Origin of the sequence: Paenibacillus sp. FSL R5-0486 (assembly GCF_037975155.1) — a bacterium.
Lineage (GTDB): Bacteria > Bacillota > Bacilli > Paenibacillales > Paenibacillaceae > Paenibacillus > Paenibacillus amylolyticus.
Map to the genome: position 1 here is coordinate 4124610 of NZ_CP150237.1, position 23109 is coordinate 4147718.

Here is a 23109-nt window from a genome sequence, read left to right on the forward strand (position 1 = left end):
TCGGTTTAGTGAAACAATTCTCATAAGTTGAAAACGGGACGAAGTAGAGATCTATCTTACTTCGTCCCGTTTTCATTTTTTCCGTGATCTTTACTTCTCACTAGGTTAGCATTTCTTTCGTGCCTGGAATTCGAACATTTGCCTACTTCCAGCATACTATCTTCAAGTTACTTGGCAAACAGCAAACAACTCATATTGCTCCAAAAGAATCATCAACTCGATATTAGACGATGTAAGACCGCTGAGACTCCAATATAAGTTTTGCCCGCTTCAAGTAGTTGCATGCTCGTTTAGAACCTAAGCTCGTTTATAGATTCTTCAACTCCCTTGCTTTGGTTGACGTGATACGGATGAAAAATTACGACTGCGATGCCTCATAGCTCCAGAAGTTATGCCAGAGAAAGCTCCTCTAGATGGCTAAAATATTAAGTAGATTATAAAATTGCTTTATGAACTTTAATTCTTTGTCATGTAAATGTCTAATTAACTGGACGCATTTACGAACTGTGTCGCTATTAATGTTTTGTGAGAAGATAGCCTTGGTCGTAATTGCCCTAATATTTGTCCAATCCATAATAATTTCATTAATTATTAAATCAATTTCTTCTTTTGTTGTATGGATAAGATCTGGATTAAGTTGTTCATAAAGAGCGACTAATCTAAACTTTTCCGAACACTTTCTATAGATGGTGCTACTTAAAGTTTCTATAATATCTTCGTTAGTTATACTATCTCCGTAAAAATCAGCCAATAATGATATACTTTGTATCCCTTCAATTATTTCGTCCTGATGGTTCAGCATATTATCTTTAAGACGTTTGATACTTTCGTGCAACATTTCCTTATGGTCTCTCTCATGATGATAATTAACATTGTTTATAAATTCAATAAAATAAGGCTCATCTGGCTTGATTTCTTCACTCATACAAGCTTTTTTAATTTCCGTAAACGGTACAACGTACTTCTTATACTCCGTTATATCATCAACAATATAGACCTCATTGGTTGTTAAATTAAAGCCGTAAACTAAAATGGGATGTAGACCATGCTTTTTGTTAAAATAAAACTCACGGCCTCTTTGATAATATAAATCAATAACAAGGGAAACTGGGTTTCCTTTTGAAAGCGAACTAATGATTTCTGATTGTAACGAATCTATATGTGGTGAAGTAAAATTCATTGAAATACACATTTCATCCATTACTTCATCTAGCCTCTTAAAGTTCAAAATATCCAGTTTGAAATAACCGGTACTTCCTAGTTTATCTTTATCAAATCTGTATATCGTGGTGAAATTATTAACTATAGAAAACTTATCCTTTTTGAAATAGTCGGCAATTGTCATTAGAGAATTATGGCTGCAATTTAGGAAGGGATGATTGCTATGTGGGAACATTTTTTTCATACCGTTGAAATATTGAAAATCAGTAAGAGAGATGATTTTATCCATAAGAGTCTCCTTTGGGTGGGCTTAGTAACTATTTGGATTCCTATAATCCATTAAAAGGATTAAATTTCATTTTTCTTTATGACCGATTGTCAAGCCCAGGGTGACAGATGAGCGAAAAGGAATTCGTGAGCCGTTTTACACCCCAAGCATTTGCGTCGTCTGTGATCTATTAATTCGAGCGAGCTCGGGAGGCACAGATCAGTGAAAAGGTAGGTATTCCACTTCGAATTCCCTCCATTCAAGAATTGCAGTATTATGGTATCCCATTAGGAATACGTACATAATAAAGCACAGTAGACATTTGAATGACTGGCAATTTACTATAATTGCGGTTAGAAATTTATTAAAACATCTCTACCTTAAATTTGATATGGCCGCGGCACTAGTATATCAACTATATTTTAATTGACCCCCTATACAATTTCAATAAATTTTACCATAATAAATAATATATAGATGTAACATTCATTTCGGTCATCGTACCCGCTAAACCACCCTAAAAACAAAAAAGCATTGTCAGCTATGTGAACGATAATACCGTCCAAATAGCCGCAATGCTTCATGTTATATTTGATTTAGTGAAATCACAAGTGGGTTCAGAAATTAGCAATTAGACCTGTTAATTCAGACAAATGCTTGATTTCATGGTCTGGCGCATACGCTTCATTGTTGTTCTTATGCTCACGGTTAATCCATACGGATTGGATGCCAGATGATAAAGCACCACGAATATCAGTCGTTAACTTGTCTCCAACCATCATGCTCTCTTCGGGTTTAACACCCAGTTTACTCAAAGCATGTTCAAATATCGACGGATCTGGTTTTCCTTTTCCGAAGTTACCCGAGATAATAATCTCATCAAAGAAAGGAGTCAATTCAGGTACACCATCCAACTTCTCTTGTTGCAAAGCAGGACAACCGTTCGTTAACAACAACAGTTTGTACTTGCCTTGTAACTGACGCAAGGTATCCATCGTTTCTTCGTATACATGTGGTCGAGATCTCCGTTCTACTCCAAACTGCGCAGCCAGTTGTTCAGCAAGATCTTCCCGATCTATACCCAACTTCAACAAGCCACGACGCCAGGATTCTTTACGGTAAACTGGAGCAAGCTGTTCCAACTGACGGAACTCAGGTTGATCCCCACCAGTAAAGTTAGCCCAAAGGCCTTCAAACGGATTGATTCCAATCATTTTGGTAAAAGGAAAGGTTTCATATGATTCATACAGCCCACGTGCCTCATTACGAACAGCTTCTTCAAGTTCTTCTGGTTTGACCCCAGTCTCTTGCGCTGCGATTAGACAAGTCTCATGAAAAGCTTCTCGAACACTACGCTCATCCCATAATAAAGTATCATCTAGGTCGAACAAAATCGCTTTTAACGCCATTCCGATCATCTACCCCTTTATGCAATAATTACTTTTCGACGGTTTCCACGGTGATCTGGTGTGCTTTCGCAAATTTCAGCAAACGTTCTGCAATCGCATCTGTATCGTAACGGTTCAATAACTTGGTAAACACCCATCTTTTCCCGCGACTGTTATGTTCGATAACAACTGTACCTGGTTCAATTCTGAATTTGACGATATCGTCAACCCCAATTGAACGTTCACGATTACCCTTCGTCGTTATAATCCGATTACTGCTAATCTTGATGTATGGACGGCGAAGCATGAAGATGACTGCCAAAAATACGTAAAGCAGCATGGTCACCCAGTCCCAAGTTGTCATTGGAGCTTGCACAAGGAATGTGCTCATAAACAGATACAAAAAGGCGAGACCGATCAAAAATATTGGGAACAACAAGCTGCGTCCCTTAAAGACTTCTTCACCTGGTGTACCTGTGATTGGTTGACCACTTTTTTTGCGTTGCTGATTTAACTGCTTGGAATTTTTCTTAACCGTTCTCTCGAACGAACGCGACATGAGAATCCCCCTTATGTGTCTTTGTATCGGCTTACATAATTGCAAACCAACATTTCCCCCTATAAATTGCACACTCAAAATAACAGGAAGAAACCTAAATATCATAATGATATCATTAGGTTTCGTTAGTGTTTGAGTTTGCCTTGGTGGCCTTTGTCATTCTCATCATCAACAATCTCAATGGTATCCAGTTGTTGTCTGAAATTGCTGCGAATATTACTCAAATAAATCTCTCTTAGCTCGGCACGTTCAGCAAGTTCTTCCTCCGACAATCCAGTGGACTTTTGCTTACGAGCCAATTCGTTAATGCGTGCTACCAGACTATCTATATCCAAGCTTGTCCCCTCCAAAAATACAAAGTCATATTAACTTTGCCATTATAAAGGCTGCTTGTCAAGCTGACACGCGCTAACACTTATTGATGTGCATTTTATTCTGCAAATTGCGGTAGAGCTAGTACTTGTCCCACTTGGATGGAAGTTGTATGAAGTTGATTCACTTTCTTAATTGCTTCTATATAAATACGTGTATCCATATTCGTCGGTTTATGTTCCAAAGAAATACTCCATAATGTTTCCCCTTGTGAAACAGCTATCTTTCCTCCAGGCAGAACATCATTCTCATTGCCGGCAAATACAGTTAAAACAGTGCTACATCCAATAAATATAATCAAAGAGGTAATGGCTACCTTTAACATCCATGAAGAAATCTTGAAACGCGCTAAAACCTTCTTGTATTTCCCTATGTTAGACTTCACCAGTTCCGAATTCATTGGTTCATAAATGCTTTGATAAGTAGAATATCTCATTAAATACCCGCCTCCAAACGTTTGTTCCTATCTGTTGAAATCAATATAACACGAACACTTGTTTTGTTCAATAGATTTTCAGAACAATTGTTCGCTTCTTTTTTAGAAGGAGCAATATCTTATTTCAAGTACATTTGCAAAGCATTTGCAATATTATGCTCTGACTTTTGAACAATTTCTGTTCTATAAGTTAAAAAACACTGATTTAATGCTATTTTATTTAGAACTTATGTTTGTACGAACGGAGGTTCTATGTTATAATTTTCCCAAACGTTACTAAAATGGGGTTGATACGGTATGTCGAAGATATCCAGCAGGCAGCAGGCTATTCTGGAGTTTATACGAAATGAAGTCCGGTTGAAGGGGTATCCTCCTTCCGTACGGGAAATTGGTGAAGCGGTTGGACTGGCTTCCAGCTCAACAGTACATGGACATTTGGATCGTTTGGAGAAAAAAGGTTTGATCCGACGCGACCCTACCAAGCCAAGAGCCATTGAGCTTTTGAGCCAGGAAGAATCTGAGCATTCTCATCAATTTGCTCATAGCGTTGCACGTATTCCTGTTGTTGGTAAGGTTACAGCCGGGGTTCCAATCACTGCAACCGAGAACATTGAAGACTACTTCCCTCTTCCTACACATTATGTAGGCGAACAAAAAGTGTTTATGCTTTCAGTAGTGGGAGATAGTATGGTGGAAGCTGGAATCGTTAATGGAGATTACGTTATTGTCCGTCAACAGCAAACTGCTGATAACGGTGATATCGTCGTTGCAATGACTGAAGACGATGAAGCTACAGTGAAAACGTTCTATAAAGAGAAAGATCATATTCGCCTTCAACCGGAGAATGCGACCTTCGAACCTTTACGTTTGAAACATGTTAGTATTCTGGGTAAAGTCATTGGCCTTTTCCGAGATATTCATTAATATTTAACTTGAGTAACAAAACTAGATGTAATGAAATACGAAAGAGGTTGTCCTGATCAACAGGACAACCTCTTTTTTCTTGTTTATGTTATTTTAGCGGCTAATTATTCACTGCGTCTCAGAACACTCTTGTGATGCGAGAACACATCAAAGCTCTGTTGTCCGTGATATGAGCCCATACCGCTCTCTCCTACACCACCAAACGGGAGGTAGTGTGAAGTCATATGAGAAAGTGTGTCATTAATACATCCCCCACCGAAGGATACTTGATTCAGAACCTGATCCTGCAGCTGCTCATCCTGTGTGAAGAGATATAGCGCCAATGGTTTTGGCCGGCGAACAATCTCATCTAGCATAGGATTCAGGTCACTGTACGTAAATACAGGAAGAATCGGACCGAAGATCTCATCTTGCATGACAGCTGATTCCCAGTTCACATCTCCAAGTACAGTCGGCTCAATGAGCAACTGCTCTCGTACAGAACGTCCACCAATCAGCGTTTTGCCATCTGTTAGGAATTTCGACAACCGATCAAAGTTACGCGAGTTAACAATATGCGGGAAATCAGCGTTCTGTAACACATCGTCCCCAAATTTATCTTTGATCTCTGCGCCAATCAGATTGATCAATTCGTCATGAACTTGTTCATGTACAAGCAAATAATCCGGAGCAACGCAAGTTTGGCCTGCATTCAGGAACTTACCACGAACAATACGCTGGGCCACCAGCTTCAGTTCTGCATCGTTATGGACAATAGCAGGACTCTTGCCCCCTAGCTCCAGGGTTACAGGAGTCAAATGCTCCGCAGCTGCCTTCATAACAATGCGACCAACACCTGTGCTTCCTGTGAAGAAAATATAATCAAACTTCTCTTTCAACAATGCTGTACTGGCTTCAACTTCCCCTTCCATAACGGCGATATACTCCTGAGGGAAGATTTCCTGAATCAGATCATATGTCAGACGAGATACCGCTGGTGTTAATTCAGAAGGCTTGATAACTACACAGTTACCGGCTGCAATTGCTCCAATCAGTGGACCAAAGGCCAGTTGGAAAGGATAGTTCCAAGGTGCAATAATAAGAGCCACTCCGTATGGTTCAGGGTAAATGGTGCTCACCCCATCCGGCATAACCGAATTGGTTGGGACTTGTTTTGGTGCAGCCCATTCCTGCAGATGTTCTAATGCAAAATCCAGTTCACCCAGAACAATGCGAATCTCGGAACCGTAAGCTTCCGCCTCTGATTTGTTCAAATCTGCCCGAAGTGCATCTTGAATCCGTTGCTGATACTTTTCAATTCCCTTTCTAAGCTGTTGAAGTGCATTAATCCGATACTCGATATTTTTAGTTTGTCCTGTATAAAAAAATGTACGTTGTTCTATCACAAGTTGTTTTGCCTGATCCATATTAACATCTCCAATTAATTATTTAAAATTAAATTGTTCAAAATTTAATTAAAGTATACCTCTTCTATATGAAACTTTCAACATACAAATGAAACATCCATTTGTATGTATTTGAACGTTGGTTGGATTTTTTATAGAGTGAAAGCTAGTACTTGCTACTATGTAATGGCTATTAGAATTTCTAAGGAAGCTTAATTTAGATTTTTTGCTTCCGACAGTTGGATGCACTGTAAGAAAGAATTCTAATTTCAGTTTCTCTTTAATGGGTTACTAGATAAATGACAATGGTTTTTGCGCTGTTACTAACATGAATTGATACATTTCTTCAAAATAGAAATGTTTAGTTACCACATATAAAAAACTCCCCTTTCATTAATGAAAAGAGAGCTTTACGATTATCTATTGGTGAACGAATGCATCATGTTAAAAGTAAGCCATGCTTACAGACAAACATAGGCTTCTTTGGTGACCCTTTTATCTGCTTCCATCTATATAACTCATCATCAGTTATTTTAAGTTTTCCACGCAATCATGTGCCTAGTTTCGTGTTTTTTATGAATTGCCCATACCTTGATTTGATGGTAATCAACAGGCTCTATTCTTAAACATCCCGGGTTTGCACACTTTCCACCAGTCTCACTAAGAAGTTTTTTTATTTTTCTAGATACGTTTTTCCTTCTTTATGCAACTCCCTAGGATAATTCGCGTAATAATTTCACTATCCTGTCCGTTATCTTAAAACTATTTTTAAGTCTAATTCAGCTGGGCTACACTTATTTGGAAAGAAAACATAATACCTTTTTCACGAAACATGATTTATAGTCTTAATTGCTACGTTTGGAATCTTTTTAATCGCATTCTTTACAGGTATACTGCCCGGTTTTATACCAGCCTTAAAATATCTGTAGCAGCTTGTCTGGTAAGACACGAAAACACCAACGTTTTAACTTCATCATCTTTTGGATTATAACCACGCATGTGAGCAATGGCAGCTATCACTCGTATTTGCACGTACATTAATCAGCTGGTTTAGCTACTGGAAGAGTGACAACAACACCTACGCCAGTTAGAAACCTGCTTGTTACTCCTTTAATATTTTGCCAACGGATTAAAGCATCAATTGCTTTATCGGTTAAGCTTTGCTTTTTCGTAAGACCACTCTATCAATTTATTTAGTTTCTGCTAAGTAGTTAAATATTTATCTAATCGGTAATCGAAAAATGAACTTGTACGAATAAAACAAAAAAAAGCCGCTATAATAGCGACTTTAATGGGATATTTTCTATCCGACATAAATAGATTTAATATTCGTTCACTGGACCACAACCAAAAGGTTGGCAAGTCTGGATTGTCGAAGCGGTATCAATAAAACCGGTATAATCATGATATTTGTAATAATGATGGTCTTTCCTGATGAATAAAGTCGCATTAAAATCACTATGCTTAACATCTCTAGTATATGTTTTTGTTACCCAATAGGCTCTGGGTGCATCCTTAGAAAGATAATAACCACCGATGCTTACAAGTATGACCGCTATTCTACCACCTACAGGTCCTCCTATAAAGGAAGCAAGTATACCTGCTATTGCAGAAGCAGTTGCATATATTATCTCTGTGGAATTTTCTACTTTGCCTTTATATACATAACCGTCTGCTAATGCTTGTGGCGAGAAACTGAGATCTTCGTGAATAGGTTTTATTTCGTTTGTAGCATAATTCACTTCGCCGGTTTGGAGATTTTCATACTTTACTTTAGTCTCATCAACTTTTGTAATTTTTAACTCATCTTTACTATTTAAATCTGTTGCAATATAATAGCTGTCATATTGAATTAATGTAGAACCGTCTTTAAAAGTGATGGAATTATCGGTTGTACTTTCGTCTAGTTCTAAAAGGCTATTTTCCACTTGAAGTGCTGGTAAAGAATTTGCCTGATCTTGAGCGAATGCTGGAATTGAGATAGATGTAGAAAGCATGACTCCGGCTAAAATGTTTTAGCAATTTTCATTGTTTGTATCATTTTAGTCCTCCATTCAATTCTAATCTTTCTTTTTTCTAAAAAAATCGAATTTGATTACGTAATCAAACAAAGATGTAATCACAATAGCCCCAATTGGAATAAACAAATAAACCCAGAACGGATTATTTGGAGCTTCGCCAGGCGGAGAATCTGTTAAAATAAAGTAAAGAACAATGCAATAGATTATAGCCAATACAATACCTGTTATGTTTCTATTTTTCATAGTTGCTCTCACCTCTTGTTCACAGAATCAAGTATTGTATTTCCAACTCAAAAATATTATGACATAAATTTGGTATAATTTCTCTTATATACCTTAAAGTTTTTAAATAATATTTATGATGATAGCTTTAACCAGTATAATTCCCTTTGCTCAACAGCTATTTTCAGTACTATATTTCGTTTTTAATATCTGACTCCCTATCTCAGTGTTTCAGTTGCTATATAATAATATGTAACTTCTCATGCGCTAGGATACTAAATGATATTTTCAGTTAAACGCACAATGATTAGACACATCTCTATTCCGACACTTGGTACAAGGTACAAGTTCTGGTCTCGAACTAAGGACATGAACTATAAAGCTAAAGTATGGTCAAATTCTCTGAAATAGGGTAGAATTGTTATAGTTACTTTCTCAGCGATAAAACAAATGTAGTAGACTAAACATAACTTTCGGAGCCAAATATGACTCCTGCACAAACGAGCCTTATATACAAAGGCTCGTTTTTTGATGTATCTTGTAAAATATCTTTTCCGTTACTAATTCGAAGATTTTCCTTTTTACATCTTTCAACAACAACATTTTACTGCTCTGTTCGATACTTTGATTAACTTGCGCTTACACCGCTGTAAGACGGTTTTACATACACAAAAAAAGAAATAACGTTCTATACAGTACCCGTTCTCTCGAGATGTTCCATCATCTCTTATCAGAAGTTTTCCCATCATTCCTACAGCTACCCATTCTGGACGCTCCGTATAGGACGGATGCTTTCCATATAAAAGCTCGATCTTCCATAATGCCTCAACCGTTATTGGCATCTCGCTGAACTGAACATTCGGCGCAAACCATCAAACCCCTAGAAAAGAAAAAAGACGACCCACCAATTCGAGTCGCCTTCATTCCAACTCAATGCCAGTTTAAAAAATCACGAAACGACCCAAACAGCTCCGTCAAAATACACCCCGAAAATGAAGGGGAACTAGAGAAGCTGAAGAACAATTGGATCGGACAAACTTCATGAATAAGCATAAATCTTCCTAATAAACAGAAAAGTTTCAGCGCTAAGTACACAAGTAGATCTTATATAAACTCGAAGTCATAGCTCACGTTTTTAAAACTTGATGATACGAACAGACACTCTAAACAGCGACCTATTGTAAATCATCACCATAAGATATCATTATTTTAGCCCGGTATCGGTTAGTATTAATCCACATTTACAGGCTCGATCACTTCGAATAAAAATGGATTACCATTTAAATATTCTTTTATATATGCTTGGGCATACTTTTGTTCATCGATTAAACTGGTTGTTTCTCTTGGATCAGAGGAGTGATGGCAGGAGTTCTCGATCATGAACATGACAAAAAAACATTCCAGATCGCGAATATAGTCCTTTTCCAACTTCCTCATGCTCTCATAACCTTGGACAAGCATCCATCGATGTTTTGGCCAAAGCTCCAATATGGTACCTGCCATATCATAGAGATAATATCCGTACCCACATCTTCCAAAATCAATCGGATAGGGTTGATTATCTCTAAAAACCATATTACCGGTATGTAAATCAGCATGAATGAGCCCATAGTTATGTTCACTTGGATGCATCGTGGTAAGTTGGGATACAACCTTCTCAGCTGCATCTTGATACAGCTTCCACCCCTCTTCGGATAAAAAACGTTCATAATAACGTTCCAACTTAGCCATTTCACGTTTAAAACTTTCTACTCCCCAAGTAGGTCTTACAAAATCAGAAGGTGCATTGAAATCCTTTGCCGCTGCATGGAGCCTGCTCATCATTACACCCATATTATATGCTTGACTATCTGTAAATTCACCTGCTGCTTTTTCACCCTCTATCCATCGCATCATCGTTATATAAGGGCGCCTATATCCTGTCTCTGTTTCGATGTCCAATACATAAATACCATCACAATTTGCCATCCCTTCTGGTACATTTAGATCTTTCGATTTGTTCAGGGCTTGTAATAGTAGTAGCTCCGGACGAATTTCCTCTCTGCTTAATCGGTCCGAATGAATGCGAAGTAAATAATTGTTATCTGTACTGGTTTCAATTTTATACGTGATCGTATCGGATAGTTGAATAAACTGGATGTTATCCCATTCTAAGTTATACTTTTGAATTGCAGATAAAGCGACTTTCCTTGCTCTGATTAATAACGCCCGCCGTTCTTCATCAGTATCAAATCTAAAAAAATCATTCATTTGTTATCCCCCTGCAAATTTTATTTTATGAAGTAAATCAACTACTTCTCTTATATGTTATTATAACGATAGTAAAAGCTTGAAAATATGTAATAAACAATTTAAACTATACTATACACAAAAAAGTCACATTAGGATTTCTTCCAATGCGACTTTTGTTAAGCTATTATTTTGTATAAACGATCTTTTTAATAGTATCGCTTGAAAGGAAAAATCGATCTGAAAGTTTCTCGATAGTGTCACCATCGAGAAACTTTCGCCGGATTTCATCATTTCTAAGATTATAATTTTTCTGCTGCCTGAATTTTCACCCCGATTTTTAACTCAAACCTTTTGATCTAGGGACGTAAACCAATCCACCGTTCATATACTTTTGTATTTCATTTAGTAATTCTTCCGGAAAGATGATGTCGGCATTTACATATCTCATGATAGCCGCTCCTTAAAATAGTTGAATTTTAAGGTAGCAAAGTCTACACTATAACAATTATCACTATCCGGATTTAAGGCGGTTACTTATATTATTAGCTCTATACAAACAACCGCTGTTGTTCTCGAACATTGTCATAGTGTCTCTCCTTCATAAATAACATTCAAACTATCTTCATCGGAAATAGAATGCTATCTCAATAGTAACATATTACTCCGAGTGGGCGAAGTGTCAACACTATACAATTAAGTCGTTTGAGCTAAACTGTCACATCTCATCTATTCCTTACGGACCATCAATATTAGACACTCCACATGTATCGAGTACGTGAATACTTTAAGCTCCTTCCTGCAAACTCAGCGTTGCCGATGCGATATCCAGTTCAATTCTCTGCTTTATCACTAGCGATGATATGGTTCACCTCAGTTAATCTTAAACTAAACTGCCCGCCAGCTTAATGAATTAGAGCAGTGACAAGTAGTTAAATACTTATCTAATCGGTAATCAGATCATTTCCTTTTCGGCAATCGGTACAAGTTCTGGTCTCGAACCAAGGACAAGAACTTTAAAGCTAAAGTATGATCAATTCCTGTGAAATAGGGTAGAATTGTTTTAGTTACTTTTCCGCAAGAAACCTCTGCACTAATTTAAACATAGTTATTGGAGCCAAATATGACTCCTGCACAAACGAGCCTTAGTTACCGAAGGCTCGTTTTTTGATGATTTTTTTAAAATATCTTTTCCGACTTTAATTCGAAGCTCTTTCTCCTTTTTCATCTTTAACCCAGAATATTTCACTACTCTGCTCAAAATTGATTAACTTACGCTTATATCGCTGTGAGGCGGTTTTACATACAAAAAAAACTAACGTTCTAGTAGGGAGGAATGAAATTGGCAAGTTTTAAGAATTTAAAAAGTGGCTGGAGGTATCGGTTAAAATACACCGATCCGTTCACTCAACAACAAAAAGAGAAATCCGAAGCGGGTTTTCGAACTAAACCAGAGGCTGAATTAGCTACTGCTGAATTTTTAAAGTAGCTAAAGCAAGGGTTCGAACAGAGCGACATTCCTTTGGTCGATTACATTCGAAATTGGATAAATAACTACAAAAAAGAAGTTGTACGAAAGAATACGATCAAACTACATGAAAACAACCTTAATACCCATATCAAACCTTATTTTAAACGTCTGATGCTCAAAGATTTAAAACCAGATATGTATCAGGTCTTTTTAGACTCTCTATTTAAAAAGGGACTCAGCAAACGTACAGTTGAGATCATCAACTCTACTGTATACTCAGCCATGGAACATGCACTGATTCAAGGAAAAATATTACGCAATCCATGTAAAGGTTCAATTATTAAAGGAGCGCACAAAAAGAAGACGATCCAATTCATTGATTCAGAAGACATCCCCAAATTTCTTCATACGGCTCGAGGGTATGGGTACATTTATTGGATTTTCTTCAAAGTGCTTATTGAAACGGGGTTACGAAAAGGCGAAGCTGCCGCTCTAAAGTGGTCGGATTTCAATTTCAAAGAAAAGATGATCCGCGTGGATGTAACACTCGATTTTCAAGCCGCAGACGAGGATGAACTTTTCGGAGATACAAAAACCAAAAAATCTACACGTACCATTAGTGTAAGTAACGGCATCATAAATGATTTGAGGTACCATGCTTCATGGCAGAATCAAAATAAGATCAATTTAGGGGAGTCCATGTACAGACACAATTTAAATCTGGTCTTGTGCAGGAATGATGGTAGTCCGATGCCTAAATCTAGTTTATTTAATGCTTCGAAGAGAATTTTAAGAAAAGCTGGTTTAAGTGAGGATTTAACAATTCATTCTTTGAGACATACTTATGCCGTGATCATGCTTGAAGCTGGGGCTGACATAAAATTTGTACAAGAACAGCTCGAGCATGGCAGTGTGCAAATTACATCAGATGTGTATGCTCATATTTCCAAGAAGTTAGAAAAGCGTAACATTGATAAGTATGAAGAGTACACTTCCCGTATTTTTGGATCAGAAAATCAAAAACCGGGGGACGTTTGGGGGACGCAACCTCAATAGAAGTGCAATTCCCTCAAAACGTCCCCCGGTTCATTCCTTCAAAACCCCGTAGTTACAAGGTTTTTTCGATTAGTACAATGAAGAAACTCGTTTTTGATTGCATTACTACTCTGACATATGACGCTGGTTAAATCAAAAATCTCCTAATTAAAATAATATGCTTATACAGATATTATAAAGTATAGGCTCGCAATTCTAAAGCGATACAATCTCATTAATTAACAGATACAATTTCGGCTAAAGAAACCCAGTGGAACTCATCCTCCAACATCATCTTTATTTCGCACCGTGCGGAGTTTAATCCCACAACTACTCCTGATATCGGCTCTTCGAAGAAAGGGTTAAATAATATCAAATCTACCGTACTACTTCTATTATAAGAGTCAACAAGTACTTCACTGATCCGTTGTATTTCCTGATCGTCCAGTTCCGGCTTACCACGTCTCTTCTGTTGCTCACACTGAGCCAACCATGACTCTCTGTGTTGAGGCATAATCATTCTAGATGTCTCATACAATCCGTTATCCTTCAGTCTGCTACGCATGACAAGCCTCCTTAGTATTGAGTCCAATAGTCGATGTTTCCAGACGGTGGTGCGTGTTCCACCTTAGGACGTTCTCCCTTACGTTCCCAGCCTTCCAAGATCACTATGTTAGCCGTGTCAGACCTATCTTCCCAATGTATGTATTCCGCAGCCACAAGAGCATCCAAAGCAGCCATAACGTCTGGTTTATGCTTACCTGTTTTGACAGTCAGTTCATGGATTGTAGGAAACCTACGCCGTCCACCTTTGTAGTTAAATAAGATCCGAAGGACCTTCCTTTGATAATCCGTTAACATGTAAATCACCTCATCAATATCATATGCGAACATACGTTCTTTTATCAACAACAAAAAAACCTTCAGCTTTATTTAGGCTGCAAGGCTTTTCTTTATCCAACTTTATTACATTAGTTCAATGGATCTAATATGACCATTAGTTTCATTAACAGTAACGTAGATCCTATCAGCAAATCGAGAAAAATATTCAAGCGCAGATGATGATAAAAGTTCATCGTCAAACCTCCAATTTAATGGAGATAAAAACAAACTTCCATTGTTTAATGTAATTGATTCTTTTAAATATTTTGCTAAAGATAGATCCTCCTCAATATTCTCTAATTTTACACAAGAACGGAATTGTTTAATGTCCATCACATAATCGACGCATTGAATTGACTCCGTTCTGATAATTTGTTCTTTCAAATAAAAATCTTTGATTACATCGCTAACATCAGCAGTCGTTTTAGCACGATCTTGAAATCTTTTTTTAGAAGAGTCTTTCATCTCTCCTATTTGTATTTCTTTTAATTCTCCGTTAAGATAAATAGCCTCAACTTTTTCGAAATGAGGAATTATATGTTCTCTGAGAAAGAGTTCAGTTTCTTGTGAATGTATCTGAATTTGCATTATCGCTCTGTCTCCAGCATTTAAAAAAGGAATAATTACCCATTGTAAAAGTGTATTATCTTTAAATTCGTAAGACAAATCTGTTCTCTGTTCTTCATTCAATCTTTTTATTTCAAATGTTGGTTCATCAAAACTCTCTTCTACATCGTTTCTTTCTATGAGATCTATAACCTTAAAAACATTCAACAACATTGTTTCATCTCTCCTAATTAAATGAACACTGCCTTGTAGTAGGACAGTGTTCATTCGCAATTCTATTTAATAGTTATTTTACTTCAATAACATCTGCAGTTACAGCTACAATTTCATATATAGCCTTTCTTCCCTCAACTGCACCATATTTATGAACTTTAAATTTACCTTTACCTGGGGTAAATGTTTCTTGCCCACGCAATGTATTGTAATTAGTACCTAGTGGTTCGACTGTCACATTTCTTCTACCTACTTCTTTTCCATCAAAGTTATCAATTACAAATACCAACGCTGCTTTTTGGATCGCTTCACCAGACTTAGTAATTTTGATTGTCCAGTTGCATTCCATTTTCCCGCTTCCTATAGCCTTACAAAGGATAGTTCCATATCCAGCTGGTTTAGGCGTTGCTTGCGTAGAAACTACGTCAGGGTCATTTTGTTGTTTTTCAACAAGTAGAAATTCTGATGTGAATTGGTCTGGCAGTGCTTCCGTCGGTTCAGCTGCAAACGAAGAAACAGGGAAAGCAAGCACTAATAATAAAGTAAAAATTACCAATAAAGATTTTTTCATAAATAAAATCATCCTCTCTTTTTGTCTATTTCAATTATAGTAATATAATGGAATAAGAGGAATGGTTCGGATATACTATTTTTAACATATGAAATTAGCCTTACATTATATAATTTCTTGAAAATTTAGATTACTCTATTCTCCTTTATACTTAACGTTCAATAAAACCATTATTAAGGAAGCTGAAAGTAAGGGACTAGTCAGAGCAGGTTTTCCGCTTTTCTCAGATGAGGTTATATCTCCAGTTATCGCGATTCTTGAAACCAAGTTTTTTATGGATTTCCCCTGGATAACAATCGAGTTATTCGTTTCCAGCAACTTTTGATTTATTAAACCTCTTCTTTAATTGCTCAAGATAGTGCCTTTAAGATCAACCGTTATCCACTTCTTTCCGCTCTAAATTCAACTGGTCTCTAAAATATCTGTTCCCAGCAATCTTTACAGACACATCACTATACGCTTCCAACGTTCCACAATAGTCCATAATTATCTTTCGACCAGGTTTCACAAGCCAGACAGAGACACGTATTTGGGATAATTCTGCGACAAAGAACTCTTCGTTTGTATCTAAGACTCAATATGTATTCATTTTCTACATCCATACGTTTTTATAGAAATATATACCTAGGTCTGATAGACTATTTATGTTGTTAATTATTACTATATCAGGAGGAAGAAGATTGAAAAAGCCTATTCAGAAAAAATGGTGGTTTTGGATTATTGTTGTAATTATAGTGGGAGGTATCTTTGGCAACAAAGATGAGGAGAAAACTGAGAAAGAGGCAGTTGCAGCAACCGAAGTTTCCGCTCCGGCTGAAACCAAGTCAGAAACTGTTATTGCTGAAAAATCTGCTACTAAGTCCGAGGAAGTTAAGGTAGCAAAAGAGAATGTAAAGAAGCAAGAGGATAAGAACTTAGAAATACCAGGCACTCTGGGAATGACTCCGAAAGAATTTCGTAAATCGTTCAATAAACGCGCAGATGAGCTTAATAACTCCAAACTGAAAATTGGCAAGAAATTAAACATCGAAACTGGACCAGCTCAAGATGTATTCCAGTATATGACCACAGATTACATAGGTATAGCCGGTTCAGTAAACAAAGCAGACGGATCATTACGTGATGTAATGATGATAGGCCAGGGTAATGGCACTCTTTCATCTGGAACAGATCTTGTTTTAACTATAGGTTTAGTAATACTCGCAACCAATCCAGACTTACCATCAAAAGCTGTTGGTAATGTTCTTGATGACCTGGGTATCCTTAATGAAGGCGTGGATTGGACAACAGTTAATGAATCAACAGAACTAAACGGAATTCGTTATAGAATAACTGGATCTGATGCTATTGGAATAATGTTCAGTGCTAGTGACGCAAAAGAGAAATAAATTTTAAAGGAGATCATCATGAAAAGAGTACTAGCTCTACCTTAGGAGCAAAAAGGCCGTTGTACATATACTCTTTACCAAGGACCGTAGTCGCCTTTGTTTCTCGGGACAGAATGACTTTATCCAGTTCCCCATTTACAGTACAGGGAGAATGTCTATGAGCGAAGTCTTTAAACATTAGAAGCGCCGCCTTTCCTTCTCCCTCGTGGGACCAGACAACATAAATAATGGAGCATCCATGGTTTCTTGAACGGTGGAAATTAATCCAATGAACTCATTAGCCTCATCAACTAATTGCGATGCACGTTTCTCCCAATTAACTGCCTGATTTTCGAAAGAAAAATCAAAATCTTTCATTGTTTTTTTGATTCTGGCAGCCATAGATGGAGCAAGTATAGCAGCAACCATACAAATAGCTGCTGCATATACATAGGCTTGATCATCACCAATCAAATCAGCGTAATCTGGAACTGCCTTTACAATCCTCGCTTCACCGATTGGTAAAACAGAAAGGGCGTCTATGTCGGAGTCAGATATTACATCCTCACCAACGCCTAGGCGCCCTCTCACTTCTTCGTGATATGTTTCAGTTGTCAGTATCTTATTGACCATCGACTTCACCGCTAGTGGTGGAAATTGCCTCTTTCAATTCTTCGATACTCATTTTGGTGTAACCTTGGATCTTCAAGTCCTTTGCAGTTGATTTCAGATCTTTCAGTTCATCGTCCGAATCGTCCTTATGCATATCGGATTTCAGTTCAGAAATCTCAGCCAAAAGATCCGCTTCGCGCTTCTTCGATTCGTCCAATTCTGCTTGAAGTTTTTGCTCTCGTTCCGAGGGAGTGTCCGTAGAATTCACATCTCCCTCAATGATTTCAGCTAACAACTTTCCGGTTGCTGCATTGCGAACTTGCCTTTTAGCAATCTCAATAAGTCCATCAGGGGCATCTTTTACGATGTCCCCCGCATTGTATTCCCCAACAGCATCAACCAAAACTTTTACGATCGTCATAGGTCATCCCTCCCTTACGCCACTGTAGCAAAGATATGCCAGTTGACGTATTTCATACGCGGCAGCACTGTTGCGCCGTTGATTACTTGCCATTGGTCAGGGTCACCTTGAATCAGTTTAGCAAGCGCGAATTTGCCGGTGTGACCAGTGAAGATGTCTTCGTAGTTGTTCGGACTGGTCACTAGATCCATAATAGAACCTGTCATACCTTGACCAATGATGATTACGGCGTTGTCAGGGATGAATGGGAAGAATGTTCCTGCATCGTCAATATATCCGCCATCATATACTTCGTATTGAAGACCATTCAGATTTTGGCTGACGATTTCTGAAAGCGAACCATCTGTTACAATATCTTTGCCGTAGGTGAATTTGATCAGATCACGGATTTTTTCGTTTTGCTTCAGGTAACTGTCTACTTTTTTATTAGCTACAACTTTAACACCTCTTGCGCCACTCCCCCTGAATCTAAGAAGCCATTCATCCAGGTTTTTCAAGGGATCAGCGGTTTCGATATTGTTCCAAAGAACATCAGCGGTAGGCTTGTTATTTGCCGGAACGCCGTAGTCGATTGTCCGAGAAGGTTTATTTGCTGTTGCTGGAACAACAAGGTTCCCTGTAAGTGCTTGCCAACGCATCCACTCGAATCGAGTTTCAAGACGTTGGTTGAGATTCACCATTTTTTCAATCATGTATTCTTCGCCCCAAGTTTGCTCAAGGCTGGTGCCCGGCTTACGAAGGGTAGCAATCTTTTCTCGATCAATGATTGCCTTCTCACGCCATTCCTGGTTGGTGAATTCCATTTGTTTCACAACAGGAGCGGCATGGATCGGTGAGGGATCATTGAGTCCAGTAGGTGGGGTCATGCCGGTATCGTCGTAGGTAACATCATATTTAATTGTCAGCCCGAGTTCTGGTTTGAAATCCACACCATTTGTCAGGATTTGAGCACCTCGAAAACTGTTAATATCTGTCCGAATGTTCTGAACGACTTCCGTAAGGAAGTACGGGTCGAGTACGTTTGCCATTTATGTTGTTCCCCCTTATACAAAGTAGCAAAGCTTCAGCGCTGTTTTAGCCGCTGCATTAATGCCGGTCAATTTTGATTCAGTGAAAATTCCAGCAATCCACGCTGAAGCGCCGATATCGGTAAGCGTAGTATCCTGATCATTGTCCAAAATGCAAACCGCGTCTTGCGAACCATCGGATGCTGAAGAGAGATAGGGAACGAATTTATTAGTAGCTGTTACCCTTCCAAGGACAGTACCTTTCTTAATTACTCCGTTCCCTTTTGCAAGCAACACGCCACCAGGAATCCGCGCTTGCAAGTCCGTGGAAGCAAGAACTTCAACAAATTCCTGTGTGTTAATCTGACCAGGTCCCGGAGCACCGTTGTATTGAGATCCAATCATATTACTTATCCTCCTTCAGCAGATTACTTCTGCCAGTATTTTTGAGGGCAGCTATAGCATCAGCTCTAGCCGCTTCCTTTGCCTCTGTTTGGAGTTGTTCTGGTGTCTTTTGACCAGTAGCCTGCGCGTTAGTTGGCGCTGTTCCATTGGCAGCTCCTACAGGAAGATCAGGGTTATCACCCTCGGTATGACGACCACCACCACCCAATGCAGCTTGAGCCTGAGCTTCGTAAGTCGCGCCGATTTTTTCAATCTCAGATACTGGCAAGTGGGACAGCATAGCTTTCATCGTTTCCGTATTAAAAGCTTCTCCCAACGCACGTACACCAGCTCCGCAAGCTTGCTCCGTAACCTTTGTCTTGTAGACCGCACCATCAGCAGCCTGAGCGCTAAGTGTAGCCAACTTCGAGGTAATGTCCGCATCATTTTCAACGCCCAGCGCAGCCCGGACTTGTCCGAGTACACTATTCGCAGCAGTCAGTGCGATTGTTTGAGTTTGCGCTGCTGCCAAAGCAGCCTTTTGTTCTTCTGTCACAGTATCATCTCCTTCGGCCTGTGTTTTGGCCTGTTCTAATGTTTGGTGCTGTTTGGATACAAAAGCGTTCATACCGCCTTTGTTGCTGAAAAAATAAAAGACACGTCCATCGCCATCCAGCGACTTCGCATCTAAGGGAAGTGGTTCATATTCATTTTTCTGCTGACTCTCAGATTCTACAGATGGCTTTATCGACAGAGATCCGCGAGTTATCCCCGCCCCCTCATATCCTCCATCAAACACAATGGAATTTTCCATGATGTAGCCATCATCAGCAAGGACAAGGCACTCTTTCCCCTCGTACTCTTGCCCCCGCATGTGGGAGCATTCAGCTCCCCTGAAGTAGTCACCTCCACAGATACTGCAATTGTGTTTCGTGGTGACGAATCCCGCTGAAGTGTCAAATATTGTGCCGGAGTCAATACCTGTAGCCAATTGATCAGTAGAAATACCATTCGCTTCAAGCCCTTTTGCCATGTAGTGGTCACCGTAAAGCTCCAGTTCTCCGCCTTCCTCAACTATCCGGCTGTCGAATGTCCGACCATAAGGAAACGATAAGGCATCCCACTTTTGCCAAGGATGATCCACGAGCAAAGCAACGCCTTCCTTGACCTGGTCAGCCATCTTTCGCAGGAAATTGGGAGTAACCTTCATTTTGTACTTATCAATCCGCTTAGTTCCGATAATTCTGGCTTGAAACACATGAGCCTGATCGTCAGTAAGGGGTTGAAGTGCTTTCTGATTGATCTTTGCCAATTGCTCGGATGTCGGTTTAGCCATTTACTTATATTCACCTCCCTCTCAGAATGAATGATTTAGATGTTCGATTAACACCGCGCTCATCGAATGCATCAGAATTAAACTCTTGCAGGCCAGTCCCATTTGCCCCCGCCTTGTCCTTGAACAACGTTCTGGTTGAAGAACATTCCAGTTGGATTCAGAATACACAAGTCAACGCATGTTGCATTGTGAACCTGAGTGATAATTGCCGCTCTCGGTTCACTTTTATATTCACCGCCCGGCGTCCCATAACTGAAATAGTGAACCATACGGCTTACTGTAGGTTGTATATTGGCTATTCACCTCCATTCGATGGAATCTGTCCGTTAGGATTAGACCCATATTTCTTTTCAAGACCTGGAAGCAACTCAACCGGTATATTAGGATCAAGCCCCATAATCCACCGCGCTTCTGTCGCCGCTTCTTTGGCAGTGATATAGCGTTCTTTCTCCGCCAGTACATAGTTGTTAAGCTTCGCTCTCAGATCACGCTCTCTCTCCATTTCAGAACGTAGATCAATCGGAGCGTAGTCTGCCTCTACCAGGGTTTGAACGCCACGCACTCTTGCAGCAATAGAAAAAGCCCGCTTCCAGAAACGCTTGGTTACGTTTCGAGCGGACTCTACGGACTTGATATATATTTGAGTATCCACGGAGCTGTATGTCTCTGTGGAACCTTGATGCCTGGACAGTAATGTGAGCAAAGTCTTCAATCCAGTTGCCATCTGAGTATCGATAATATCAATCAATTTCTTGATGTCGATCATCGGTCCTGAATTGCCGCCCTTGAGATATTCAACTTTCACACTATCCCAATGAATCATTGCATCATCCGGGTTAAGTGAGTTAAAGTGCCCCATGATTTCGGTCATTCGTTCTGTTAACCACTTTTGTTGACCTGTAGGATTGTTTTTGTGCTGAGGAGGCATATTTTTCAATAGAACTTCCTCAACCACAGAAATATCCAATCTAGGATACCCTTGATTGTGAACAACTGCCTTCAAATCCTGCAAAACCTGCAAATGGAAGAATACCGCTTGAAGCACCGGAAGGATTGGCGTTCGTCCGTATGGGTCGTCGATCATCGGATCGAACTCTTCATAGATGAATGTCGGCGTGTCAATCTTTTTGTACTGTCCAAACCATTCTTCACCAGAACGAGGACGCGGATTCTTGATGTATTGCCAAGGCACAAGTCGATTCGTCCCTTCTTCTCTCCTGAACCAAATCGTCGCAGGGTCAACAGGTATGATATCAATCACATCATTACAGCGCTCGTTTAGAACTACTTCACCAGCACAAGCCCCACGTACCATGATCATCATCCGCTGAATCGTATCAAGCTTGTCCAGCGACCTTCCATGCTGATAACCAGGTGAGGGAAGTGGAGAATCCAGTAAGTTCTTGATTGCATCTAACGTTCGCTGCCCGTTCTTGTCGTCACTACCACTCTGCTTCTTTGCTGTAAATGTAAGTGGAGTGTCACCCATACGCAAAAAATTGTAGAGCGCATGCGAAATATCGGGATGAACAGACACGAGAATCTCAAGCAATTCCTCGGCTGTATGGTTTTGGAGTTTGGTCAGATCAATATTATGAGCACTCTGATACTTTTTCGGGAGCCAATTGAATATATCCCATCCGTTTGACGACCTTGGTGATGTCATCCTCCCAAGGCCCATCATCTGTCGCTTTACCGCAGCCGGAAGAACCGAATTCGCAAATGAATAAATGACTTTATGATACCATTTCAATGTTTCACCCCCTCTTGTTTATGCGAATATAAGCAACTAATTCAATGGACTGATATAAACAACATTTCTTTTAGTGTTGATGTCCGTCACACTCAAGATTGACGAGTAATTCACCTTGTCATTAATAAAAGCTTGGTTAAATGCATTAAAGAAAAAATTATCTCCAGTAATCTCGGTTCCATCGACGAGTTTTATTTCAACCTTCATTGTTACACCATCCTCCAGACATAAAAATAAAAGGCAGGAAATGTTTCCTTACCTTCTAAAGTTCTTCATACTTCTATGGATTTATAATATCATCGAGTTACTATAGTGTTACTACGGATTTAATCAGCAATCCTCATACATTCATCACCATCCCCAACAAGAAAAAGCATGGGTTATTAACTCCATGCTCGTCCATCTAATTTTTTGGTCATTAACACACTAAGAAAAACATAATTTTAAAAAGGAGGGAGGGGAGAATTTGAGAAAAATCAAACGAATCACCATAAGTTTACTCGGTGTAAGTATTTGTATTGAGTA

The 23109-nt window shown here is 39.1% G+C and carries 22 protein-coding genes; 4 read left to right on the plus strand and 18 right to left on the minus strand.

Annotation, left to right across the window (positions count from 1 at the left end; translation table 11 throughout):
- Positions 1–409: 409 nt before the first annotated feature.
- The 5 genes from MKY01_RS18310 to MKY01_RS18330 all read right to left on the minus strand — a co-directional run bounded on the left by MKY01_RS18310 (position 410) and on the right by MKY01_RS18330 (position 4184).
- Positions 410–1450 (minus strand): hypothetical protein, encoded by a 1041-nt coding sequence (locus tag MKY01_RS18310; RefSeq protein ID WP_339282969.1) that lies wholly within the window; start codon positions 1448–1450, stop codon positions 410–412.
- 596 nt (positions 1451–2046) lie between these two features.
- Positions 2047–2838, minus strand: a complete 792-nt coding sequence (locus MKY01_RS18315) for an HAD family hydrolase (RefSeq protein WP_339282970.1) — start codon at positions 2836–2838, stop codon at positions 2047–2049.
- A 28-nt stretch (positions 2839–2866) separates the two neighbouring features.
- Positions 2867–3376 (minus strand): hypothetical protein, encoded by a 510-nt coding sequence (locus MKY01_RS18320; RefSeq protein ID WP_017688037.1) that lies wholly within the window; start codon positions 3374–3376, stop codon positions 2867–2869.
- A gap of 125 nt (positions 3377–3501) precedes the next feature.
- A complete protein-coding gene (locus MKY01_RS18325) occupies positions 3502–3711 on the minus strand; it encodes a DUF896 domain-containing protein (protein WP_017688036.1) in 210 nt (69 codons plus the stop codon).
- Between the two features lie 95 nt (positions 3712–3806).
- Positions 3807–4184: a LysM peptidoglycan-binding domain-containing protein gene (locus tag MKY01_RS18330; RefSeq protein WP_127547640.1), complete on the minus strand. Its 378-nt coding sequence runs from the start codon at positions 4182–4184 to the stop codon at positions 3807–3809.
- A gap of 297 nt (positions 4185–4481) precedes the next feature.
- On the opposite strand from MKY01_RS18330, the gene lexA reads away from it, so the two are divergent.
- A complete protein-coding gene (lexA, locus tag MKY01_RS18335; RefSeq protein ID WP_017688034.1) occupies positions 4482–5108 on the plus strand; it encodes a transcriptional repressor LexA in 627 nt (208 codons plus the stop codon).
- A gap of 104 nt (positions 5109–5212) precedes the next feature.
- On the opposite strand, the gene MKY01_RS18340 is transcribed toward lexA, so the two are convergent.
- The 3 genes from MKY01_RS18340 to MKY01_RS18350 all read right to left on the minus strand — a co-directional run bounded on the left by MKY01_RS18340 (position 5213) and on the right by MKY01_RS18350 (position 10986).
- Positions 5213–6514 (minus strand): aldehyde dehydrogenase, encoded by a 1302-nt coding sequence (locus tag MKY01_RS18340; RefSeq protein WP_339282972.1) that lies wholly within the window; start codon positions 6512–6514, stop codon positions 5213–5215.
- A 1301-nt stretch (positions 6515–7815) separates the two neighbouring features.
- Complete coding sequence (locus tag MKY01_RS18345) at positions 7816–8490, minus strand: adenosine deaminase (RefSeq protein ID WP_339282973.1); 675 nt, start codon at positions 8488–8490, stop codon at positions 7816–7818.
- A gap of 1476 nt (positions 8491–9966) precedes the next feature.
- The gene (locus tag MKY01_RS18350) at positions 9967–10986 is read right to left on the minus strand and encodes a phosphotransferase (protein WP_339282975.1); all 1020 of its coding nucleotides are present in this window, start codon (positions 10984–10986) and stop codon (positions 9967–9969) included.
- A 1321-nt stretch (positions 10987–12307) separates the two neighbouring features.
- On the opposite strand from MKY01_RS18350, the gene MKY01_RS18355 reads away from it, so the two are divergent.
- The gene (locus MKY01_RS18355; RefSeq protein WP_255319799.1) at positions 12308–12454 is read left to right on the plus strand and encodes an Arm DNA-binding domain-containing protein; all 147 of its coding nucleotides are present in this window, start codon (positions 12308–12310) and stop codon (positions 12452–12454) included.
- A gap of 27 nt (positions 12455–12481) precedes the next feature.
- Complete coding sequence (locus MKY01_RS18360) at positions 12482–13492, plus strand: site-specific integrase (protein WP_339287209.1); 1011 nt, start codon at positions 12482–12484, stop codon at positions 13490–13492.
- 214 nt (positions 13493–13706) lie between these two features.
- Here MKY01_RS18360 and MKY01_RS18365 read toward each other — a convergent pair whose 3' ends face one another.
- The 4 genes from MKY01_RS18365 to MKY01_RS18380 form a co-directional block, all read right to left on the minus strand.
- Entirely contained in the window at positions 13707–14036 is a 330-nt protein-coding gene (locus tag MKY01_RS18365; protein WP_339282977.1) for a YolD-like family protein, read from the minus strand.
- Positions 14037–14047: 11 nt separating this feature from the next.
- Positions 14048–14332 carry a hypothetical protein gene (locus tag MKY01_RS18370; RefSeq protein ID WP_339282979.1) on the minus strand — a complete coding sequence of 95 codons (285 nt, stop codon included), beginning with the start codon at positions 14330–14332 and terminating at the stop codon, positions 14048–14050.
- Positions 14333–14437: 105 nt separating this feature from the next.
- The gene (locus MKY01_RS18375; RefSeq protein WP_282321086.1) at positions 14438–15133 is read right to left on the minus strand and encodes a hypothetical protein; all 696 of its coding nucleotides are present in this window, start codon (positions 15131–15133) and stop codon (positions 14438–14440) included.
- A 73-nt stretch (positions 15134–15206) separates the two neighbouring features.
- Positions 15207–15704, minus strand: a complete 498-nt coding sequence (locus tag MKY01_RS18380) for a hypothetical protein (RefSeq protein ID WP_282321085.1) — start codon at positions 15702–15704, stop codon at positions 15207–15209.
- Positions 15705–16384: 680 nt separating this feature from the next.
- Here MKY01_RS18380 and MKY01_RS18385 point away from each other — a divergent pair.
- Positions 16385–17092, plus strand: coding sequence for a hypothetical protein (locus MKY01_RS18385; protein ID WP_339282981.1), 708 nt, complete (start codon positions 16385–16387; stop codon positions 17090–17092).
- A gap of 177 nt (positions 17093–17269) precedes the next feature.
- Here the strand turns inward: MKY01_RS18385 and MKY01_RS18390 are convergent, their stop codons facing one another.
- The 6 genes from MKY01_RS18390 to MKY01_RS18415 all read right to left on the minus strand — a co-directional run bounded on the left by MKY01_RS18390 (position 17270) and on the right by MKY01_RS18415 (position 22584).
- Entirely contained in the window at positions 17270–17704 is a 435-nt protein-coding gene (locus tag MKY01_RS18390) for a hypothetical protein (protein ID WP_339282982.1), read from the minus strand.
- The gene (locus tag MKY01_RS18395) at positions 17694–18104 is read right to left on the minus strand and encodes a hypothetical protein (RefSeq protein ID WP_339282984.1); all 411 of its coding nucleotides are present in this window, start codon (positions 18102–18104) and stop codon (positions 17694–17696) included. Before MKY01_RS18395 ends, MKY01_RS18390 begins: the two co-directional genes overlap by 11 nt.
- Positions 18105–18118: 14 nt before the next feature.
- Positions 18119–19132 carry a major capsid protein gene (locus MKY01_RS18400; RefSeq protein WP_339282985.1) on the minus strand — a complete coding sequence of 338 codons (1014 nt, stop codon included), beginning with the start codon at positions 19130–19132 and terminating at the stop codon, positions 18119–18121.
- Between the two features lie 15 nt (positions 19133–19147).
- On the minus strand, positions 19148–19516 hold the full coding sequence (locus tag MKY01_RS18405; RefSeq protein WP_339282986.1) for a head decoration protein: 369 nt from the start codon (positions 19514–19516) through the stop codon (positions 19148–19150).
- A 1-nt stretch (position 19517) separates the two neighbouring features.
- Positions 19518–20831, minus strand: a complete 1314-nt coding sequence (locus MKY01_RS18410) for a hypothetical protein (RefSeq protein WP_339282988.1) — start codon at positions 20829–20831, stop codon at positions 19518–19520.
- A gap of 295 nt (positions 20832–21126) precedes the next feature.
- The gene (locus MKY01_RS18415) at positions 21127–22584 is read right to left on the minus strand and encodes a hypothetical protein (RefSeq protein ID WP_339282990.1); all 1458 of its coding nucleotides are present in this window, start codon (positions 22582–22584) and stop codon (positions 21127–21129) included.
- Between the last annotated feature and the right edge of the window lie 525 nt (positions 22585–23109).

What these genes read in the sequence shown, in the direction of transcription:
- MKY01_RS18340 (WP_339282972.1), bottom strand. Translation starts at nt 6,514, where the DNA reads ATGGATCAGGCAAAACAACTTGTGATAGAACAACGTACATTTTTTTAT.
- MKY01_RS18395 (WP_339282984.1), bottom strand. Translation starts at nt 18,104, where the DNA reads ATGACGATCGTAAAAGTTTTGGTTGATGCTGTTGGGGAATACAATGCG.
- MKY01_RS18350 (WP_339282975.1), bottom strand. Translation starts at nt 10,986, where the DNA reads ATGAATGATTTTTTTAGATTTGATACTGATGAAGAACGGCGGGCGTTA.
- MKY01_RS18320 (WP_017688037.1), bottom strand. Translation starts at nt 3,376, where the DNA reads ATGTCGCGTTCGTTCGAGAGAACGGTTAAGAAAAATTCCAAGCAGTTA.
- MKY01_RS18365 (WP_339282977.1), bottom strand. Translation starts at nt 14,036, where the DNA reads ATGCGTAGCAGACTGAAGGATAACGGATTGTATGAGACATCTAGAATG.
- MKY01_RS18310 (WP_339282969.1), bottom strand. Translation starts at nt 1,450, where the DNA reads ATGGATAAAATCATCTCTCTTACTGATTTTCAATATTTCAACGGTATG.
- MKY01_RS18400 (WP_339282985.1), bottom strand. Translation starts at nt 19,132, where the DNA reads ATGGCAAACGTACTCGACCCGTACTTCCTTACGGAAGTCGTTCAGAAC.
- MKY01_RS18375 (WP_282321086.1), bottom strand. Translation starts at nt 15,133, where the DNA reads ATGTTGTTGAATGTTTTTAAGGTTATAGATCTCATAGAAAGAAACGAT.
- MKY01_RS18405 (WP_339282986.1), bottom strand. Translation starts at nt 19,516, where the DNA reads ATGATTGGATCTCAATACAACGGTGCTCCGGGACCTGGTCAGATTAAC.
- MKY01_RS18315 (WP_339282970.1), bottom strand. Translation starts at nt 2,838, where the DNA reads ATGGCGTTAAAAGCGATTTTGTTCGACCTAGATGATACTTTATTATGG.
- MKY01_RS18410 (WP_339282988.1), bottom strand. Translation starts at nt 20,831, where the DNA reads ATGGCTAAACCGACATCCGAGCAATTGGCAAAGATCAATCAGAAAGCA.
- MKY01_RS18370 (WP_339282979.1), bottom strand. Translation starts at nt 14,332, where the DNA reads ATGTTAACGGATTATCAAAGGAAGGTCCTTCGGATCTTATTTAACTAC.
- lexA (WP_017688034.1), top strand. Translation starts at nt 4,482, where the DNA reads ATGTCGAAGATATCCAGCAGGCAGCAGGCTATTCTGGAGTTTATACGA.
- MKY01_RS18380 (WP_282321085.1), bottom strand. Translation starts at nt 15,704, where the DNA reads ATGAAAAAATCTTTATTGGTAATTTTTACTTTATTATTAGTGCTTGCT.
- MKY01_RS18330 (WP_127547640.1), bottom strand. Translation starts at nt 4,184, where the DNA reads ATGAGATATTCTACTTATCAAAGCATTTATGAACCAATGAATTCGGAA.
- MKY01_RS18390 (WP_339282982.1), bottom strand. Translation starts at nt 17,704, where the DNA reads ATGGTCAATAAGATACTGACAACTGAAACATATCACGAAGAAGTGAGA.
- MKY01_RS18345 (WP_339282973.1), bottom strand. Translation starts at nt 8,490, where the DNA reads ATGCTTTCTACATCTATCTCAATTCCAGCATTCGCTCAAGATCAGGCA.